Source organism: Alicycliphilus denitrificans K601 (assembly GCF_000204645.1).
GTDB lineage: Bacteria > Pseudomonadota > Gammaproteobacteria > Burkholderiales > Burkholderiaceae_C > Alicycliphilus > Alicycliphilus denitrificans.
The window spans coordinates 1,069,552-1,087,629 of the sequence record NC_015422.1 but is presented as its reverse complement, the minus strand read 5'-3'; the positions used below and the strand labels follow the sequence as shown (position 1 = coordinate 1,087,629).

16 protein-coding genes are annotated in these 18,078 nt (G+C 69.9%); 5 read left to right on the top strand and 11 right to left on the bottom strand.

What is annotated here, in order from left to right; genetic code table 11:
* Positions 1-18 precede the first annotated feature (18 nt).
* The 10 genes from ALIDE2_RS05210 to selD form a co-directional block, all read right to left on the bottom strand.
* Positions 19-1,221 (bottom strand): MFS transporter, encoded by a 1,203-nt coding sequence (locus ALIDE2_RS05210; RefSeq protein ID WP_013520193.1) that lies wholly within the window; start codon positions 1,219-1,221, stop codon positions 19-21.
* Positions 1,218-2,033, bottom strand: a complete 816-nt coding sequence (locus ALIDE2_RS05205; RefSeq protein ID WP_013721554.1) for a GntR family transcriptional regulator — start codon at positions 2,031-2,033, stop codon at positions 1,218-1,220. Before ALIDE2_RS05205 ends, ALIDE2_RS05210 begins: the two co-directional genes overlap by 4 nt.
* The gene (locus tag ALIDE2_RS05200) at positions 2,030-3,259 is read right to left on the bottom strand and encodes a CaiB/BaiF CoA transferase family protein (protein WP_013721553.1); all 1,230 of its coding nucleotides are present in this window, start codon (positions 3,257-3,259) and stop codon (positions 2,030-2,032) included. Before ALIDE2_RS05200 ends, ALIDE2_RS05205 begins: the two co-directional genes overlap by 4 nt.
* The gene (locus tag ALIDE2_RS05195) at positions 3,256-4,428 is read right to left on the bottom strand and encodes an acyl-CoA dehydrogenase family protein (RefSeq protein WP_013520196.1); all 1,173 of its coding nucleotides are present in this window, start codon (positions 4,426-4,428) and stop codon (positions 3,256-3,258) included. Before ALIDE2_RS05195 ends, ALIDE2_RS05200 begins: the two co-directional genes overlap by 4 nt.
* Positions 4,425-5,876 carry an MmgE/PrpD family protein gene (locus ALIDE2_RS05190; protein WP_013721552.1) on the bottom strand — a complete coding sequence of 484 codons (1,452 nt, stop codon included), beginning with the start codon at positions 5,874-5,876 and terminating at the stop codon, positions 4,425-4,427. The genes ALIDE2_RS05195 and ALIDE2_RS05190 overlap by 4 nt, the downstream gene beginning before the upstream one ends.
* A 7-nt stretch (positions 5,877-5,883) precedes the next feature.
* A complete protein-coding gene (locus ALIDE2_RS05185; protein WP_013520198.1) occupies positions 5,884-6,864 on the bottom strand; it encodes a Bug family tripartite tricarboxylate transporter substrate binding protein in 981 nt (326 codons plus the stop codon).
* Positions 6,865-6,913: 49 nt separating this feature from the next.
* Positions 6,914-7,417 carry a MaoC family dehydratase gene (locus tag ALIDE2_RS05180; RefSeq protein WP_013520199.1) on the bottom strand — a complete coding sequence of 168 codons (504 nt, stop codon included), beginning with the start codon at positions 7,415-7,417 and terminating at the stop codon, positions 6,914-6,916.
* A 185-nt stretch (positions 7,418-7,602) separates the two neighbouring features.
* Positions 7,603-8,694 (bottom strand): iron-sulfur cluster carrier protein ApbC, encoded by a 1,092-nt coding sequence (gene apbC, locus ALIDE2_RS05175; protein ID WP_013721551.1) that lies wholly within the window; start codon positions 8,692-8,694, stop codon positions 7,603-7,605.
* A gap of 66 nt (positions 8,695-8,760) precedes the next feature.
* Entirely contained in the window at positions 8,761-9,834 is a 1,074-nt protein-coding gene (locus ALIDE2_RS05170) for a tellurite resistance/C4-dicarboxylate transporter family protein (protein WP_013520201.1), read from the bottom strand.
* Positions 9,831-10,892, bottom strand: a complete 1,062-nt coding sequence (selD, locus tag ALIDE2_RS05165; RefSeq protein ID WP_013721550.1) for a selenide, water dikinase SelD — start codon at positions 10,890-10,892, stop codon at positions 9,831-9,833. Before selD ends, ALIDE2_RS05170 begins: the two co-directional genes overlap by 4 nt.
* 58 nt (positions 10,893-10,950) lie before the next feature.
* Here selD and mnmH point away from each other — a divergent pair, with 58 nt between their 5' ends.
* The 5 genes from mnmH to ALIDE2_RS05140 all read left to right on the top strand — a co-directional run bounded on the left by mnmH (position 10,951) and on the right by ALIDE2_RS05140 (position 16,421).
* Positions 10,951-12,000 carry a tRNA 2-selenouridine(34) synthase MnmH gene (gene mnmH, locus ALIDE2_RS05160; RefSeq protein WP_013520203.1) on the top strand — a complete coding sequence of 350 codons (1,050 nt, stop codon included), beginning with the start codon at positions 10,951-10,953 and terminating at the stop codon, positions 11,998-12,000.
* Between the two features lie 186 nt (positions 12,001-12,186).
* On the top strand, positions 12,187-12,762 hold the full coding sequence (locus tag ALIDE2_RS05155) for a restriction endonuclease (RefSeq protein ID WP_013520204.1): 576 nt from the start codon (positions 12,187-12,189) through the stop codon (positions 12,760-12,762).
* A 24-nt stretch (positions 12,763-12,786) separates the two neighbouring features.
* Positions 12,787-14,028 (top strand): patatin-like phospholipase family protein, encoded by a 1,242-nt coding sequence (locus tag ALIDE2_RS05150; protein WP_013520205.1) that lies wholly within the window; start codon positions 12,787-12,789, stop codon positions 14,026-14,028.
* Positions 14,029-14,107: 79 nt separating this feature from the next.
* Complete coding sequence (metG, locus tag ALIDE2_RS05145) at positions 14,108-16,177, top strand: methionine--tRNA ligase (protein WP_013520206.1); 2,070 nt, start codon at positions 14,108-14,110, stop codon at positions 16,175-16,177.
* A 16-nt stretch (positions 16,178-16,193) separates the two neighbouring features.
* Positions 16,194-16,421: a hypothetical protein gene (locus ALIDE2_RS05140; protein WP_013520207.1), complete on the top strand. Its 228-nt coding sequence runs from the start codon at positions 16,194-16,196 to the stop codon at positions 16,419-16,421.
* Positions 16,422-16,594: 173 nt separating this feature from the next.
* Here ALIDE2_RS05140 and pdxR read toward each other — a convergent pair whose 3' ends face one another.
* A complete protein-coding gene (gene pdxR / locus ALIDE2_RS05135; RefSeq protein ID WP_013520208.1) occupies positions 16,595-18,067 on the bottom strand; it encodes a MocR-like pyridoxine biosynthesis transcription factor PdxR in 1,473 nt (490 codons plus the stop codon).
* Positions 18,068-18,078: the final 11 nt, after the last annotated feature.

Here is an 18,078-nt window from a genome sequence, read left to right as displayed (position 1 = left end):
CGGGCCAGAACAAAACAGTCAAGGTGCCCGCATCGCGACCGCATGGCCGCGTGCGCCCTGCAGCAGAACGATTACGCACAGCAGCGTCGGCACCGCCAGCAGCGCGAAGCTGGCGCGGTAGGTGCCGAACAGCCCCACCATGGCGCCGAAAGCCGGCGGCCCCAGCACGACGCCGAAGAACGTGATGGCCAGCGTGCCGCCGGTCGCCACGCTGGCGAGCCCCGGCGGCGCCTGCCGGGCCACCTCGGCCAGGTAGACGCCATTCCACCCGATGGCCGACGCGCCGAACACCACCAGCACCGCCAGCACCAGCAGGTAGTGCGTGCCGGGCTGCAGCACGGCCGTGGCAATGGCAGAGAGCGCCATCAGCACCGCCAGGGCGCAGAGCACGCGGCGCGCGCCGCTCCAGCGGTCGGCGATCCAGCCCCAGAGCACCCGCCCCACCATGCCGCCCGTCTGCGCCACCGACAGCGCCAGGCCCGCTTCTATCAGCGTATAGGCCAGGGTGACGTGCAGGTAGGTCACGAGGTAGGTCGTGAGCGACAGCTGGGCCATGGAGAAGACGAAGGAGCATCCCGCCAGCATGCGCAGCGCCGGGTGCGAAAGCACCACCCGGATCGGCTGCGCCAGGCTGCCCAGCACCAGCGGGCGGCGCGGGTCGCGGTCCTCGTCGAGCGCGGGCCGCAGCGGCTGGGCGATCAGCGCGCAGGCGAGGTTGGCCGCGGCCGCCAGCAGCAGCGCCCCCTGCCAGCCCGCCGCCACGGCCACCCCCGGCACGATGGCGCCCGCCAGCACGCCGCCCAGGGGTACGCCCGTCTGCTTGATCGAAAACACCAGCGACATGCGGTGCGCCGGCGTGGTGCGGGCCAGCAGATGCGAGCTGGCCGGCGTGATGGGGCCGTACCCCAGCCCGATCAGGAAGGCCCCCAGCGCCATGGCGGCCAGCGACGGCACGGCGCACAGCGCCAGCCCCGCGGCGCAGAGCACGAGCCCGGCCTGGCTGACGCGGATGGCGCCCCAGCGCGCCACGGCCGTGCCTCCGGCCAGGCTCGCCGCCATGGCCCCCGCATAGACGATGGCCACGTAGACGCCGGTATACGCCGCCGAGGCGCCCAGGGCCTGCGCCACGGCCGGCGCCATGACGGGCAGCGTCAGCACGGCCATGGCCACCATGGCCTGTATGGCCAGGGTCACCGTGAGCGCAGTCCATTGCCCCCTCATGCCGCATCGCCCTTTCCGCCCACGCCCCATTCACGGCGCAGCACCGTGGTGTAGCTGAAGCGATCGGCCGGGTGAATGCTGGTGGCCAGTTCCACGAGCTGCCCCATGCGGTTGCGGTAGCGGCGGCGCACCCAGAGCCCGGGGCTGCCCGCCGGCGCGCCCAGCACCTCGGCATCGGCCTTGTTCAGCGCCACTGCGCGGATCTCTTGCTCCACCTCGGTGATCAGCTCGCCGAACTGCTGCTCGATCGCGGCATGGACGGCCCCCTGCAGCGCCCCCTGTATGCCCTGAATGGAGCGGAAGGCGGGATGCAGCCACAGCTCGGTCACGCAGATGGGGGCGGCCGGCTCGCCGGACGGCGTGCGGGCGTGGCGGCGCCCGTGCAGGTTCAGCCAGGTTTCGCCGGCCGTGGCCTCGAGGCTTTGCGCCTGCTCCGCATCGATCTGCACCGTGGCCCGGGACTCGATCACCAGCGTCGTTTCGGTGGCGTACTGGTAGAGGTCGCTCACGTCGGCCATGCTCTGCCGGTACCCGGTGGTCGCGGTGCGCGCGCGCACCGTGGTGCCCACGCGCGGCTGGCGCACCACCAGCCCCAGCTGGACCAGGCGCTTGACCGCCTCGCGGGCCGTGGAGCGGCTCACGCCGAACTGCTCGCACAGCTCGAATTCGGTGGGTAGCTGCGAGCCCACGGGGTAGTGGCCGCTCTCGATTTCGTTCAGCAAGGTCTGGGCCAGTTGGACATAGCGGGGCTGACTGCCCTGCAGGGCGGGATTGGGTGAGTGGTGGGGGTTGGATCCGGCATCAAGGGTCATATCACGGCATGTTCGCGCAGCCGAAGAATGGCCTGCTCATCGTACCCGGCCTGCCGGAGCACCGCCTCGGTGTCCGCCCCCATGGCCGGCGCGGACCGCACGGGATGGGCGCCCGCGCGCACCGGAGACGCCACCATGCGCACCGGCCCACCGGGGTGGTCGAACGCGAGCACGCGCTCCTGCTCCGCGACGAAGCCGCTGTCCAGCGCCTGCTGCACGTCGTACACGGGCGCCGCGGGCACCTTGCCGGCAAAGCGCTCCATCCACTGCGCCGTGGTGGCGGTCTGGAGCACGGCATCCAGCTCGGCGGTCAGCCGGTCGCGGTGGGCCAGCCGGTCCTTGAAGGTCTTGTAATGCGGCGCCTGTGCCCATTCGGGCCTGCCGATGCACTCGGCCAGCACGCCCCAGAACTTCTCCTTGTTGCACATGAGGAAGATCCAGCCGTCCTGCGTCCTGTAGAGCTGGCTCGGCGTGAGGGAAGGGTGGCTGGAGCGCGCTTCGCGGCCGATGGCCTTGCCGGCATTGAGATACCAGGTGGCCACGTAGGCCAGGTTGTGCAGGGCCACGTCGAACAGGCTCACGTCGATGTCGCGCCCCTGGCCGCTCGCGCGCGCGCTGATCACGCCGGCCAGCAGCCCCATGGCGGCCGTGGTGCCCGTCATGAGGTCGATGATGGACAGCCCCATGCGCGCGGGCGGCCCGTCGGGCTCGCCGGTGAGCGACAGGTAGCCCGCCTCGGCCTGCATCAGGTAGTCGTAGCCCGGCCAGGCAGCGCGCGAGCCTGTGCGCCCATAGGCCGACAGGTGGCCGCACACGATGCGCGGGTTCACGTCCCGGAGCCGGTCGTAGGTCAGGCCCAGCTTGGCCGGCAGATCGCCGCGCAGGTTGTTGAACACCACGTCGGCATCGGCCGCCAGGGCGCGCAGCACCTCCTGGCCTTGCGCCGTTTTCAGGTCGAGCGTGATGCTTTTCTTGTTGCGGTTGAACGACTGGTAGAAGTGGCTGTCGCCCGGCCCGAAGTAATGGGGCCCCACGGCCCGGCCCACGTCGCCGCCGTCGTGCGGGTTCTCGATCTTGATCACCTCCGCTCCCAGGTCCGCCAGATGCTGGGTGCCGAAGGGCCCCGCGCCGTACTGCTCGACCGCGATGATGCGCACGCCCGCAAGAGGCGGCGCCGCCACGCCCTGGGCCTCTGCGCCGTAGAGGGAAGATTGCACGGCGCTCATGCGGGGTTCCTCTCGATGAGCTGCTTGGCAATGATCATGCGCTGCAGTTCGTTGGTGCCTTCGCCGATGAGCAGCAGCGGCGCGTCGCGGTACAGGCGCTCTACGTTGTATTCCTTGGAGTAGCCGTAGCCGCCGAAGATGCGCATGGCCTCCAGCGCATTCTCCTGGCCGGCCTCGGTGGCGAAGTACTTGGCCATGCCGGCCTCCATGTCGCAGCGCTCGCCACGGTCGAACGCCTCGGCAGCCGCGTACACGAGCAGGCGCGCCGCCTGCGTGCGCGTGGCCATCTCGCCCAGCTTGAGCTGGATGGCCTGGTGCTCGGCGATGGGCTTGCCGAAGGTTTTGCGCACCTGGGCATAGGCCACGGCCTCTTCGAGCGCGGCCTGCGCGATGCCCAGCCCGCGCGCCGCCACGTTGATGCGGCCGAGCTCCAGCCCGCCCAGCACCTGCTGCAGGCCCTTGCCTTCCACCCCGCCCACGAGCCGGTCTGCCGGCACGCGGTAGTTCTCGAAGCTCAGAGCGCAGGTATCGATGCCCTTGTAGCCCAGCTTCTCGAGTTTCTTGCTCACGATGAAGCCCTCGCCCTTCTCGGCGATCAGCAGGCTCATGCCCTTGTGGCGCGGCTCGGCCTTGGGGTCGGTCTTGACCAGCAGGGCAAGGCAGTTGCCGTACATGCTGTTGGTGATCCACATCTTGCTGCCGTTGACCACGTAGTGGTCGCCCTCGCGCCGGGCCACGGTGCGGATGGCCTGCAGGTCGGTACCCGCATCGGGCTCCGTCAGGCCCACGCCGCCGCGCAGTTCCCCGGTGGCGAAGCGCGGCAGGAATTCGCGCTTCTGCGCCTCTGTGCCGGCGCGCTGCACGGCCATGGCCATGATGAGGTGCGAATTGACAATGCCGGAGATCGACATCCACACCCTCGACATGCGCTCGATGATCTTGGCGTAAGTGGTGGTGGACAGGCCCAGGCCGCCGTACTCAGGCGCGATGAGGCAGCCGAACAGGCCCATCTCCCTCATCTTCTCGACGATGTCCGCGGGATATACGTCGTCGTGCTCCAGCCGGTGCACGTGGGGCTTGACCTCGACCGCGAGGAAGCGGTCGAGCATGTCCAGGATCAGGCCTTCCTGCTCCGGGTCGTGGGCGATGGGGGGGGTGCTTGTGGTCATGCGTTCTCCATGCGGGCCTTCACGCCCAGCAGACGGGACAATGCGGCGGCTTGGCCGCCTTCGATACCGAGCACGGCGTGGCGCACGTGATCGGCGTGGGAGCGGTCCACGGCGCGCGCGGCGTTTTCGTGGAACTTGGCGACGATGTCGGCATTGGCGATGGGCCGGCCCGGCGCGCCGCGGTTGATGGGCTCGCGGTGGCGCAGCGTGCGGCCATCGGCCAGTTCCACGATCACCTCGCCGCCGAAATAGCGGGGAAAGTCAGCCGTGGGGTCGGGCTCGCACTGCACCAGCGCGGCGATGGCCAGCGTTTCGGGATCGGTGTAGGCGGACTCGTCCAGCGCGTCGAGTGAAAAACGCCCCCGGCGCAAGCCCGTGGCCACCGAGTACGGCACGCTGAATTGCGCGTCATAGGCGTTGGCCGGGCGCAGTTTCTTCCCGATGGGCTCGCACACGGCCTTCATGGCGCCCGGAGGCACCCGCGCGACGATGCGCCGGATTGGCGCCCCGCCCCACTGGGGCGAGAGGATGGAGGCCGCATCGGCAAACGCGTGCGTGAAGTGGCAGGCCGGCACGGGCTTGATGGCCACGTTCATCACCTCCCACACCCGGCCCAGGCCCGCCGTGGCCATGCCGAGGTCGGCCTTGGCCAGCAACTCGGCCCCCAGGTGGCTCGCGTAGAGGCCGAAACGGCCTTCATACGCCCTGGCCGGGCCGATGAAGCCCTGCTTGGCAAGCGTGGCCGCCGTGATCCCCGCGGCAGCGCCCCATCCGGGGTGCAGGCGCTTGGTCCAGGCGCCGTCCTCCAGGCACTCCAGGCTGCCAGAAGCAACGGACAGCGCTATGCCCTGCGCATTCACCATGGCCGGCACGTCGAGCCGCAGCAGGTGCGCCGCTGCCAGGGTGCAACCGAAGGTGCCGATCAGCCCCGTGGGGTGAAAGCCCACCTGGTGAAAGCCGCTCCTGGCCGCAGTGCCGAGGCGCGTAGCCACCTCCATGCCCACGATATAGGCAGCCAGCAGGGCCTCGCCGCTCGCACCGAGCCGCGTGGCCAGGCCCAGCACGGCGGGCAGCACCGAGGTGGTGGCATGGATCACGCCGGAGGGGTGGGTGTCGTCGTAGTCGAGGCCGTGGATCTGCAGCGCGTTCTGGATGACCGCGTCGCGCAGCGGCAGGTTCTGGCCCTGGCCGATCACGGGCACGTCGCCGCCTGGGCCGGCGAGTTCACGCAGGCCATCGAGCGTGCGGCGCGAGAAATCCCATTGCGTGGAGGCCAGGCCGATGCCCAGCGCATCGAGCATCAGGTGTGTGGCGCGTGTGCGGACTTCGTGCGGTACGTCGGCCAGGCGAAAGCCGTGCACCCAGGCTGCGATCTGCGCGGAGAGCGTGTCCGCCATGAGGGGCTCGGCACCAGCGGCCGCTGCGATTTGGGGATCCGAATGTGTCATGGCGCGCTCAATCCACCTTGGCGCCGGACAGTTTCACGGCCAGCGCCCATTTGTCGATTTCCGCCTGGATGTACCTGGCGAACTCGTCCGGCGTCATCAGCGCCGGCTCGGCGCCCAGCGCGTTGAGCTGCTCCTTCACGTCCGGGGCATCGCGCCAGTTGCTGCTCAGCGCCTTGTAGAGCGCATCGACGATTTCCTTGGGCGTGCCCTTGGGCGCGGACAGGCCGACCCAGGCAGGCGCCACGAAGTTGCCCAGGCCCGCCTCCGCCATCGTGGGTACGCCGGGCGCGGCCGGGTTGCGCTTTTCGCTGGCCACGGCCAGCACGCGCAGCTTGCCCGTGCGCATGTGGGGCAGCAGGGCCGGGCCGGTGTCGATCATGGCGTTGATCTGCCCGCCGATCAGGTCCGTCACCGCCGCAGGGCTGCCCTTGTAGGGCACATGCGTGAGATCGATGCCCTGCGCATGCTTGAGCAACTCCATGGTGAGGTGGCTGGTCACGCCGCTGCCGCCGGAGCCGTAGTTGATCTTGCCCGGCGCGGCCTTCGCCTGCTTGACGAGGTCGGCCGCCGTCTGCGCGGGAAACGACGGATTCACTGCCAGGAACAGAGGCACGACGGACAGCAGGCTGATCGGCGCGAAATCCCTGAGCGGGTGGTAGGACAGCTTGGAATACAGGCTGGGGTTGATCGCCATGGTGCCGCTGGAGCCCACCAGCAGCGTGTAGCCGTCAGGCGCGGATTTCGCCACGATTTCCGACCCGATGATCCCCGCGGCGCCGGGCTTGTTGTCCACCACCACGGGCTGGCCCAGCGCGTCCTGCAGTTTTTTGGCGACCACGCGGGCAATCATGTCGGTGGCCTGTCCCGGAGGAAAGCCCACCACCAGCCGGATGGGCTTGTCGGGGTATCCCGCGTGGGCCACGCTGCCCAGCACGGAAAGCCCAAGCGCCGCGAGCGCGGCGCGAAGAGCGCGAAGCGGAAGTCGCATGACAGTTGTCTCCTGGTTGTCGTGAGAAGGATGGGCGGGTGCGCGGCGCTCAGTCGCCCACGCCGTGCCCGCGGCGCGGGATGAGGGACATGCGGATGAACTCCATCACCATCACGCCATCCTGGTTGAAGCCGCGGGTGCGCGTCGTGACGATGCCCTGGGTCGGCCGGCTCTTGGACGCGCGCACCTCCAGCACCTCCGATTCGGCATACAGCGTGTCGCCGCCGAACACGGGCGCGGTGAGACGGATCTCCTTCCAGCCCAGGTTGGCAATGGCCTTGGCGCTCACGTCGTTCACGGTCATGCCCAGCACGACGGCGAGCGACAGGCCGCTGTTGACCAGCAGGCGGCCGAACTCGCTCTTGGAGGCGTAGTTGGCATCGCAGTGCATCGGATGGGCATTCATCGTCATCAGCGAGAACTGGATGTTGTCGTTGTCGGTGATGGTGCGCCCCGGGCGGTGCTCATAGACATGCCCCACCTCGAAGTCTTCGAGATAACGGCCATAGGACGCACGAAAACGCTGGGGGCTTACTTCAATGGCTGACTGCATGGTGATTCCTGTATGTTTATTTGATTCAATTGGACATTTGTAATGACAATTAAATGTAGACAAATTCCCGCCATCAAAACACCCGGGATTACCCTAGCGCAGGACTTCGTTGCATGGCCTGGCGCGCCGCGTGCGCCGCACGCCTATCCGGGGCCGCGCCAGCCCCGGTCTCCGCTCACACCGTCTCAGGTGCTCTTGCTGATAGAGATGGTGGGGAACTTAGACGAGAAATCCTTGGACTTCTGCGCGATCTTCACGGCCATGTCGCGCGCGACCTTCTTGTAGATCAGCGCCACCTCGCCGTCGGGGTCGGCCACCACGGTGGGCTTGCCACTGTCGGCCTGCAGGCGGATCTGCATGTCCAGCGGCAGCGCGCCCAGGTAGTCCATGCCGTACTCCTGCGCCATCTTCCTGCCGCCGTCGGCGCCGAAGATGTGCTCCACGTGGCCGCAGTTGCTGCACACGTGCACGGCCATGTTCTCCACGATGCCCAGGATGGGCACGCCCACCTTCTCGAACATCTTGATGCCCTTCCTGGCGTCGAGCAGCGCGATGTCCTGCGGCGTGGTGACGATGACGGCGCCGGTCATGGGCACGCGCTGGGACAGCGTGAGCTGGATATCGCCCGTGCCCGGCGGCATGTCGACCAGAAGATAGTCCAGGTCCTTCCAGTTGGTCTGGCGCAGGAGCTGCTCCAGCGCCTGCGTGGCCATGGGGCCGCGCCAGATCATGGCCTCGTCCTGGTCCACGAGGAAGCCGATGGACATGACCTGCACGCCGTAGTTCTCCAGCGGCTCCATGTTCTTGCCGTCCAGGCTCTCGGGGCGGCGGTTGATGCCCAGCATCATGGGCTGGCTGGGGCCGTAGATGTCGGCGTCCAGCACGCCCACGCGCGCGCCCTCCGCCGCCAGGGCCAGGGCCAGGTTGGCGGCCGTGGTGCTCTTGCCCACGCCGCCCTTGCCCGAGGCCACGGCGATGATGTTCCTGACCTGCGGCAGCAGCTGCACGCCGCGCTGCACGGCGTGCGCCGCGACCTTGGTCGAGATGTTGACCGACACGTTGCGCACGCCCGCCACGCGCCTGGCCGCGGCGGCGAACTGCTCGCGCAGCACCGGCACCAGGCTCTTGGCCGGATAGCCCAGCTCCACGTCGAAGGCGACGTCGCCGCCGTCGATCCGCACGTTGCGCACGGCGCGCGTGCCCACGAAATCCTTGCCCGTGTGGGGGTCCTGGACGCTGGCGAGCGCCGCCAGCAGATCCTGCTCTGTAAGTGCCATGGCTATGTTGTTCGCTGAGGAATGGCAGAGTCTAGCGAAGCGGCCTTGGCACTCCCGCCCCTGTGCCTATAGCCCGCGCGCCTGGCGTGCCACGCTGCGCAGCATGCCGGCGAAGGCCAGCAGCCAGGCCAGCAGCGCCACGGGGAAGAACAGCCGGGGCAGCGCGTCCAGGAAGCCGAATTCCATGGCCTTGTCCATCTGCCAGGTGCAGGCCGCGTACATGCCCAGCGGGAACACCGCGCCCCAGTACAGCGGGTCGTAGCGCAGCGGAAAACGGCGCACGCCATGGCGCCAGATGCCCAGCAGCACCAGCATGGGAATCCACCAGGTGCCCGAGGCCCAGTAGAACACCGTGAATCCCTTGAGGAACGGCAGCAGCGACACCAGGAAGGGCGCCTGCGGCGCGTTCAGTATCAAGAGCGAGCCAGCCAGCGTGGAGATGGCCATGGCCCCCATGTTGATCCAGTACGGCGGCGACAGGTCGCTGGGCGAGAAGCGGAAGAACAGGTAGCGGTAGAAGATCAGCGCCATCATCCAGATGTAGAGCATGCCGCCCCACAGCCACATGGACAACGCCAGCAGGTTGAGCTCCAGCCGCAGCGGCTGGCCGATGCGCGCGGCCAGCAGGGCGCTGGAAACGGCCAGCGCCTGCGTGGACACCACGGCCAGCAGCCAGGCGCCGCTGATGCCGCGGTCCAGCGTGGGCTTGTCGGGGCGGATGGTGAAGGCCGTGAAGATGGTGTAAGTGAGCAACACCCACAGCAGCGCCGCCAGCGCCCACAGCGCGAAGCCCAGGGCCACGTCGCCCAGCAGCACGATGCACTGGCTGGCCATGATGCCCGTGGCCGCCACCATGGTGAAGTAGCCGGCCCCGCGCGCATGGTCCACCATGTCGCCAAAAAAACGCCGCGGGTAGCGCCAGGCGCGCAGCAGGTACAGGCCCCACAGCGCCACGTACTGCACGGCATTGAGGGTCAGCAGCGCGCGCGCCAGCAGCGGCCAGCCCTGCATGTCCGCGGCCAGGGACACGATGCCCGTGGCCATGACCAGGCCGAAGTAGGCCGGCGACAGGTCGCGCAGCCCGCCCTGCCCCGCCGGCGCGGCGGGCTGCGGCGCGGGCGCCGCCGGCAGGGCGCTCAACGCAGCTCCAACCGCGCAGGCCCGGCCTGCACGCCGCCGATGACCGCGGCCCGCGCGAAGCCCTCGCGCGCGAACACCGCCAGCACCTCGTCTACGCTGCCCGGCGCGCAGGCCACGAGCAGGCCGCCCGAGGTCTGCGGGTCGGTCGCGAGCGCCTGGGCCGTGGCCGGCAGGCCATGCGCCAGCACCACGTCGGCGCCGTAGCCCGCCCAGTTGCGGCCGCTGGCGCCGGTCACGAAACCCGCAGCGGCGAGCTCGGCCACGCCGGGCAGCAGCGGCACGCGCGCCCAATCGACGGCGACCGTCACGCCCGCGCCGCGCGCCATCTCCAGCGCATGGCCGGCCAGGCCGAAGCCCGTCACGTCGGTGATGGCGTGTACGCCGGGCAGCGCGGCCAGCAGCGGGCCGGGGGTGTTGAGAAGCGTGGTGCTGGCGATCATCTCGCGGTAGTGCGCATCGCCCAGCTGCTCCTTCTTGAGCGCCGCCGAGTACACGCCCACGCCCAGCGGCTTGCCCAGCACCAGCACGTCGCCGGGCCGAGCGCCCGCGTTGCGGCGCACGCGGTCGGGGTGCACCAGGCCCATGGCGACAAGACCGTAGATGGGCTCGACCGAGTCGATGGTGTGCCCCCCCGCGATGGGTATGCCCGCGGCGCGGCACACGTCCTGCCCGCCGCGGATGATGGCGCCGATCACGTCCAGCGGCAGCCGGCTCACCGGCATGGCCACCAGCGCCAGCGCCATGATGGGCCTGCCGCCCATGGCGTACACGTCGCTCAGGGCGTTCGTGGCGGCGATGCGGCCGAACTCGTACGGGTCGTCCACGATGGGCATGAAGAAGTCGGTGGTAGCCACCAGCGCCTGGCTGTCGTTCAGGCGGTAGACGGCCGCATCGTCCGCCGTCTCTATGCCCACCAGCAGCTCGGGCGGCATGACTGCGCCCGCGCCGCCTTGCTGCAGGATCTGCGACAGCACGCCCGGCGCGATCTTGCAGCCGCAGCCGCCGCCGTGCGACAGCGAGGTGAGACGGGGCGAGTCGGGAGCGGGGCTGGCGTTCATGGCGGTAACGGACAATGAGGGAAAAACCGCCGCATCATCCCAGATTCACCGCCCGCCCGTGTCCCACCACCGCCCCATACGCCCCGCAGACCGCCACGCCTTCGACACCATCATCGACGCGCGCTCGCCCGCCGAGTTCGCCGAGGACCACATCCCCGGCGCCATCAACTGCCCGGTGCTCGACGACGAGGAGCGCGCCATCGTCGGCACCCTCTACGTGCAGCAGGGCGCGTTCGAGGCGCGGCGCGTGGGCGGGGCTTTTGTTGCCGCAAACCTCGCGCGCCACCTGCGCGAGCGCTTCGCCGACAAGCCCCAGGGCTGGCGCCCGCTGGTCTATTGCTGGCGCGGCGGCATGCGCAGCGGCTCCATGGTGCAGTGGCTGCGCCTAGTGGGCTGGGACGCGCAGCAGCTCGCGGGCGGCTACAAGGCCTTTCGCCGCCATGTAATGGACCAAATCGAGGCGCTGGTGCCGCAGGCCGATCTGCGCGTGCTCGTCGGCGCCACGGGCAGCGCCAAGACGCGCGTGCTGCAGCAGTTGGCTGCCCAGGGCGCGCAGGTGCTGGACCTGGAGCATTGCGCGCGCCACAAAGGCTCGCTGCTCGGCGCCCTGCCCGGCGTGGCCCAGCCCTCGCAGAAGAACTTCGAGACGCAGATCGCCACCGTGCTGGAGACGCTGGACCTGTCGCGCCCCCTGTATGTGGAGGGCGAGAGCGCGCGCATCGGCCGCCTGTCCGTGCCCGTGCCGCTGGTGCAGCGCCTGCGCGCCGCCGCCTGCATCGAGATCGAGGCCGGGCCCGAAGAGCGCCTGTCCTATCTGCTGCGCGACTACGCCTACCTGGGCGACGACCCCGAGGCCCTGGCCCAGCGCCTGGGCGTCCTGGTGGAGCTGCACAGCAAGGAGACCGTGCAGCGCTGGCAGGCCTGGGCGCACACGGGCCAGCTCGCGCCCCTGTTCGAGGAACTGATGCGCCTGCACTACGACCCGCACTATGGCCGCTCGCATGCGCGCAACTTCACGCACTGGGAGGCGCGCAGGCGGGTGGGTGCACCCAGCCTGTCGCCCGAGGGCATCGCGGGGGTGGCGCGGGCGGTGCTGGCGCTGAGGTGATTTTTGGTCAAATTGGCCTCCAGCGCTTACTGGGCGGGCGGTTGAAGCTATTCTTTTTAATTTTGGCTAAACAGACGCACATCCTGGCCAGCCACGCCCGAAAAGAATAGCCCCACGCAAAAAAGCTCAGTTAGGCTCGCCCTCACAAGAAAACCACCCCTCGAGGAATCTCCCGTGAAACTGAAGATGGCCCCCAACTCGGGCTTCGCGATCCTGCTGCGCTCGCCCTGGTGGGTCAGCTTTGCCATTGCCGCCGCCATCGTCCTGGCCTGCGGCGCGCTGCTGCCGGCCCACATCGCCCCGTTTGCCGCCGTCGGAGCGGTGCCGATTGCCGTCGTGGGCTGCATCGCCGCCTGGCGCCAGTGGCGCGCGCCCGGCGCTGCGCGCGTGCAGGCCGCGCTGCAGGCAGCGGGCGCCATGCCCTGGCGCGAGTTCGCCGACAGCCTGGAGCGTGCCTGGCGCGCCGAGGGCCAGCAGGTGCAGCGCACGGACGGGCGCAGCAGCGACCTGCGCATCACCAAGGACGGCAAGACCGTCCTCGTGGCCGCGCGCCGCTGGAAGGCTGCCAGCCACGGCGTGGAGCCGCTGCGCGAGCTGCAGGCCGCGGTGCAGCGCGAAGGCGCGCGCGCCGGCGTGTACGTGGCGCTGTCGGGCACGGTGAGCGAGAATGCGCGCAGCTTCGCACGCGACAATGGCTTGGTCCTGCTCGAAGGCGACGCGCTGGCCGCCCTGCTGCTCAAGGCCGGGGCGAAAGACACGTAGCACGACGCAGACCACGCCGCCGCCATGGCCCCCCCCGCCGCCGCATCACCCCATGCCGACACGGCGCTGGTGCTCACCGGCGGCGGCGCCCGGGCGGCGTACCAGGTGGGCGTGCTGCAGGCCATCGCCGCCGTGCGCGCGGCCTGCGGCGAGCGCCGCGGGCCGGCGCCGTTCGCCATCCTCACCGGCACCTCGGCCGGCGCCATCAACGCCGCCGCCCTGGCCTGCGGGGCGGACCAGTTCGACCACACCGTGCGCCGCATCGCCCGCGTGTGGGCCAGCTTCCATGCCGGGCAGATCTACCACGCCGACTGGCTGAACGTCATGCGCCAGGGCGCGCGCTGGCTCACGCTGCTGTCGCTGGGCTGGGCGCTCACGCGCTGGCGCCGCACGCACCCGCACTCGCTGCTCAACAACGCGCCGCTGGCACAGCTGCTCACGCAGCTCGTGCCGCTGCAGCGCGTGCCGCACCTGATCCGCACCGGCCACCTGCGCGCGCTGGCCGTCACGGCGTCCAGCTACAACTCGGGCCAGCACGTGGCCTTCTTCGACGCAGGCGACGCCCAGCGGCCCTGGGCGCACTCGCTGCGCAAGTCCGCGCGCGGGCCCATCACGCACACCCACCTGCTGGCCTCGTCGGCCATTCCCCTGGTGTTCCCGGCCGCGCCCCTGTCCATCGACGGGCACATGGAGTATTTCGGCGACGGCTCCATGCGCCAGACCGCGCCGCTGGCGCCCGCCATCCACCTGGGCGCGCAGCGGCTGATGGTGGTGGGCACGAGCCGCTCCTACGAGCCGCCCCCGCCCTGCGCCGCCGGCACGCGGCAGCCCTACCCCCCTCTGGCGGTGGTCGCGGGCCACGCGCTGTCCAACATCTTCCTGGACGCGCTGGCGACGGACATAGAGCATGTCGGGCACGTCAACCGGATCCTGTCCCTGCTGACGCCCGAGGAGCGCAGCAGGAGCCCCCTGCGCCCGCTGGAGCTGCTGGTGCTCGTGCCCTCGCAAAGCCTGGACGAGGTGGCCGCGCGCCACGTGTGCGACCTGCCGCGCACCATCCGCGCCCTGCTGAGCGCCCTGGGCGTGCAGGCCGACGGGCGGGACGGCAGCGACGGCGCCCTGGCCAGCTACCTGCTGTTCGAGCGCGGCTACACGCGCGCGCTCATGGCCCTGGGCCGCAGCGACACGCTGGCGCGGCGCAGCGAGATCTGCGCCTTCTTCGGCTGGCACGACCGCGGCAACCCGGTGCGCCTGCCCTGCTACTGACGCGCTCTGGAATGTGCCGTGCACTCTAGAATCGCGGGTTCCGCCCCGAAGCCCCGGGGCGGGCTGGAGAGCCACCCCGATGACCGCACGCAAGATCTTCGTCACCACCGCCCTGCCGTATGCCAACGGCAACTTCCACATCGGCCACATCATGGAATACATCCAGGCCGACACCTGGGTGCGGGCCCAGCGCATGCAGGGCAACGCGGTCGACTTCGTCGGCGCCGACGACGCGCATGGCGCGCCCATCATGATCGCCGCCGAGAAGGCCGGCAAGACGCCGCAGCAGTTCGTGGCCGACATCGCGGCCGGGCGCAAGCAGTACCTGGACGGCTTTCACATCGCCTTCGACAACTGGCACAGCACCGATGCGCCCGAGAACCACGCGCTCGCGCAGCAGATCTACCTTGACTTGAAGGCCAACGGCCTGATCGAGACGCGCACCATCGAGCAGTTCTTCGACCCCGAGAAGAACATGTTCCTGCCCGACCGCTTCATCAAGGGCGAATGCCCGCGCTGCCACGCCAAGGACCAGTACGGCGACAACTGCGAGGTCTGCGGCGCCGTGTATGCGCCCACCGAACTCATCAACCCCTACTCCGCGCTCTCGGGCGCCAAGCCGCAGCTCAAGACCTCGGAACATTTCTTCTTCAAGCTCTCGGACCCGCGCTGCGTCGAGTTTCTCAAGGAATGGACGCAGGACGGCGTGCATGTGCAGCCCGAAGTCGCGGCCAAGATCAAGGAATGGTTCGGCACCCGCACCAACCCCGACGGCAGCACCAGCAGCGGCCTGGACGACTGGGACATCTCGCGCGACGCGCCCTACTTCGGCATCGAGATCCCCGACGCGCCGGGCAAGTACTTCTACGTCTGGCTGGACGCGCCCATCGGCTACCTCGCCTCGCTGAAGAACCTGCTGGCCAGGCGCGGCCAGGACTACGCGGCCTACATGGCCGACCCCGCGCTTGAGCAGTACCACTTCATCGGCAAGGACATCATCACCTTTCACACCCTGTTCTGGCCCGCCATGCTCAAGTTCAGCGGCCGCAAGACGCCGACGAAGATCTGCGTGCACGGCTTCATGACCGTGAACAACGGCGAGAAGATGAGCAAGAGCCGCGGCACGGGCCTCGACCCGCTCAAGTACCTGAGCCTGGGCATGAACCCCGAGTGGCTGCGCTACTACCTGGGCGCCAAGCTCAACGGCCGCAACGAGGACATCGACTTCAACCCCGAGGACTTCATGGCCCGCGTCAACGCCGACCTGATCGGCAAGTACGTGAACATCGCCAGCCGCGCCGCGGGCTTCATCACCAAGCGCTTCGGCGGCAAGCTGGGCACGGTGAGCGAAGACGGCCAGGCCCTGCTGGCGCAGCTGCGCGCGCACAAGGACGCCATCGTTGCCGCCTACGAGGCCCGCGACACGGCCCGCGCCGTGCGCGAGACCATGCTGCTGTGCGACCGCGTGAACGCCTACGTGGACGCCAACAAGCCCTGGGAGCTGGCCAAGAAGGAGGGCATGGAGGCGCGCCTGCAGGACGTGTGCAGCACCTGCATCGAGGCCTTCCGCATCCTGACCATCTACCTGAAGCCCATCCTGCCCCAGGTGGCGGCCGACGTGGCGGCCTTCCTCATCGTGCCGCCCGAGCAGTTCGATGGCGTCGACCGCCCGCTGGGCGCCGGCCACCAGATCGGCCAGTACCAGCACCTGATGCAGCGCGTGGAGGACAGGCAGCTCGACGCCCTGTTCGCGCTGCCCGCGCCCGCCGCCGAGGAAGCGATCCTGCCTGGCGGCGAGGCCATCGCGCCGACCATCACCATCGACGACTTCGCCAAAATCGACCTGCGCATCGCGAAGATCGTCGAGTGCAAGGCCGTCGAAGGCTCGACCAAGCTGCTGCAGCTCACGCTGGACGTGGGCGAGGGCAGGACGCGCAACGTGTTCAGCGGCGTCGCCAGCATGTACAAGCCCGAGCAGCTCGAAGGCAAGCTCACCGTGGTGGTGGCCAACCTGGCACCGCGCAAGATGAAGTTCGGCGTGTCCGAGGGCATGGTGCTCGCCGCCAGCCATGCCGACGAGAAGGCCCACCCCGGCATCTACGTGCTGGAGCCCTTCCCCGGCGCGCAGCCGGGCATGCGCATCCACTGACCCCGCGGCTCCTGACATGCGCCGCTACCTTCTGCCCATGGGCTCCTGCGCCATGCTGCTGCAGTTGCCCGGCTGCACGGTGGTCAGCGTCGCCGGCACCGCCGTCAGCGTCACGGCATCGGCCGTGGGCCTGGCCGCCGATGCCGCCATCGGCGGTGCCAGGATCGTCGGCAAAGGCGTCGGCAAGGCGGCAGACGCACTGGCCAGCGACGATGGCGCCACGGCGAACGACGCATCGCGGTAGCCACCGCGGCGGTGGCTGCAAGGCCGCACCGGCTCTTCGCCATGCGCTTCGTGCTGCGGGAACGGCTCGCGCCGATGCGTGCGCCAGCCGCCCGCGCTTGAACGAGGGCGCCTCCTTGTGCCTGATACGGTTTTGCATTCGTCGGATAACCAGGCAGGAAGCCGAGTTCAAATTCACAGACGCCGCAGCACCCCGGCCAGCGCCTTGACGGCGGTCTCCATCTCCTGCGGCGCATAGGCCGCGAAGCCCATGAGGAACCCGGCCTCTGCCGGCTCGGCGGCATACAGCGCCGACAGCCCCTGCAGGTCGATGCCCGCGCGGCGCGCCGCATCGACGGCGGCGCGCTCGGGCAGGTCGCAGGTGAAGACGCAGGGCATCTGCATGCCGCCCGCGGGCACGCGCGGCTGCACCCAGGCGGCCAGATGCTCGCGCACCAGCCGCGCCAGCACGTCGCGCCGCGCGGCGTACAGGCCACGCATGGCGCGCACGTGGGCGCCGAAGTGCCCGCCCTCGATGAAGCGCGCCAGCGTGAGCTGGGCAATGGGTGCGCTGTGCCCGTCCAGCAGCGTGCGCGCCACCGCCATGGGCGCCACGAGCTGCGGCGGCAGCACCAGGTAGCCTATGCGCAGGCCCGGGAACAGCGACTTGCTGAAGGTACCGATGTAAAGCGTGCGTTCGTGCGCGTCCAGCCCCTGCACGCAGGCCGTGGGCTTGCCGGCGTAGTGGAATTCGCTGTCGTAGTCGTCCTCGATGATCCAGGCCTGGTGGCGCTGCGCCCAGTCCACCACGGCCAGGCGGCGCTCCAGCGCCAGCGTGGCGCCGGTGGGGTACTGGTGCGAAGGGGTGAGGTACACGGCGCGCGCCGGGGAGGCCGCACCGTCCAGGTGCTGCACCTGCATGCCGCCGCCATCCACCGGCACGGGCACGCAGGCCAGGCCCGCCGCCTCGAAGGCGCGGCGCGCGCCTTGGTAGAGTGGGTCTTCCACGCAGATGCGCTCACCCGCGTCGAGCAGCACCGTGGCGCACAGGGCCAGCGCCTGCTGCGAGCTGGTGAGCACCAGCACACGCTCGGGCGTGGCGCGTGCGCCGCGCTCCAGGTTCACGTAGTCGGCAATCGCGCGGCGCAGTGGCTCCATGCCTTGCGGCGGGCTGTGCAGCAGGGCGCGCGCGCCATGCTCCTTGAGGACCTGGCGCTGCAGGCGCTCCCAGGTGGCGAGGGGAAAAGCGCGCGTGTCGGGGACGCCGGGCGCGAACGGGCGCGGCACGAGGAAGTCGCGCACGCCGCCGCCCCGGTACAGCGCCTCGCCGCGCTGGCTCAGGCGCGGGGCTCCCGCCGGCGCAGCGGGCCGCCGTGCCTGCGCGCCCAGGCGCTGCGCGCGCGGCGAAACGAAACTGCCGCTGCCCACTCGCCGCTCGATGAAGCCTTCGGCATGCAGTTGGCCGTAGGCCGCCTCCACCGTGTCGCGCGATACACCCAGCGAACGCGCCAGCGCGCGCGAGGCGGGCAAGGGCTGGCCGCCGCCGAGCGCGCCTTCCAGGATCAACTGCCGTAACGCGCGCTGCACGCGCGCATGCAGCGGCAGCGCGCCGTGGGCGGGGTCGCCCAGCCAGGCCTTCACCGATTCGAGTTGGGCGTGCTTGAACAATTGGCCGGATC

Coding starts and splice junctions, on each gene's coding strand:
- ALIDE2_RS05210 (WP_013520193.1), bottom strand. CDS start 1,221: ATGAGGGGGCAATGGACTGCGCTCACGGTGACCCTGGCCATACAGGCC.
- apbC (WP_013721551.1), bottom strand. CDS start 8,694: ATGGCACTTACAGAGCAGGATCTGCTGGCGGCGCTCGCCAGCGTCCAG.
- ALIDE2_RS05150 (WP_013520205.1), top strand. CDS start 12,787: ATGGCCCCCCCCGCCGCCGCATCACCCCATGCCGACACGGCGCTGGTG.
- ALIDE2_RS05195 (WP_013520196.1), bottom strand. CDS start 4,428: ATGACCACAAGCACCCCCCCCATCGCCCACGACCCGGAGCAGGAAGGC.
- selD (WP_013721550.1), bottom strand. CDS start 10,892: ATGAACGCCAGCCCCGCTCCCGACTCGCCCCGTCTCACCTCGCTGTCG.
- metG (WP_013520206.1), top strand. CDS start 14,108: ATGACCGCACGCAAGATCTTCGTCACCACCGCCCTGCCGTATGCCAAC.
- ALIDE2_RS05205 (WP_013721554.1), bottom strand. CDS start 2,033: ATGACCCTTGATGCCGGATCCAACCCCCACCACTCACCCAATCCCGCC.
- ALIDE2_RS05140 (WP_013520207.1), top strand. CDS start 16,194: ATGCGCCGCTACCTTCTGCCCATGGGCTCCTGCGCCATGCTGCTGCAG.
- ALIDE2_RS05180 (WP_013520199.1), bottom strand. CDS start 7,417: ATGCAGTCAGCCATTGAAGTAAGCCCCCAGCGTTTTCGTGCGTCCTAT.
- ALIDE2_RS05190 (WP_013721552.1), bottom strand. CDS start 5,876: ATGACACATTCGGATCCCCAAATCGCAGCGGCCGCTGGTGCCGAGCCC.
- ALIDE2_RS05185 (WP_013520198.1), bottom strand. CDS start 6,864: ATGCGACTTCCGCTTCGCGCTCTTCGCGCCGCGCTCGCGGCGCTTGGG.
- ALIDE2_RS05200 (WP_013721553.1), bottom strand. CDS start 3,259: ATGAGCGCCGTGCAATCTTCCCTCTACGGCGCAGAGGCCCAGGGCGTG.
- ALIDE2_RS05155 (WP_013520204.1), top strand. CDS start 12,187: ATGGCCCCCAACTCGGGCTTCGCGATCCTGCTGCGCTCGCCCTGGTGG.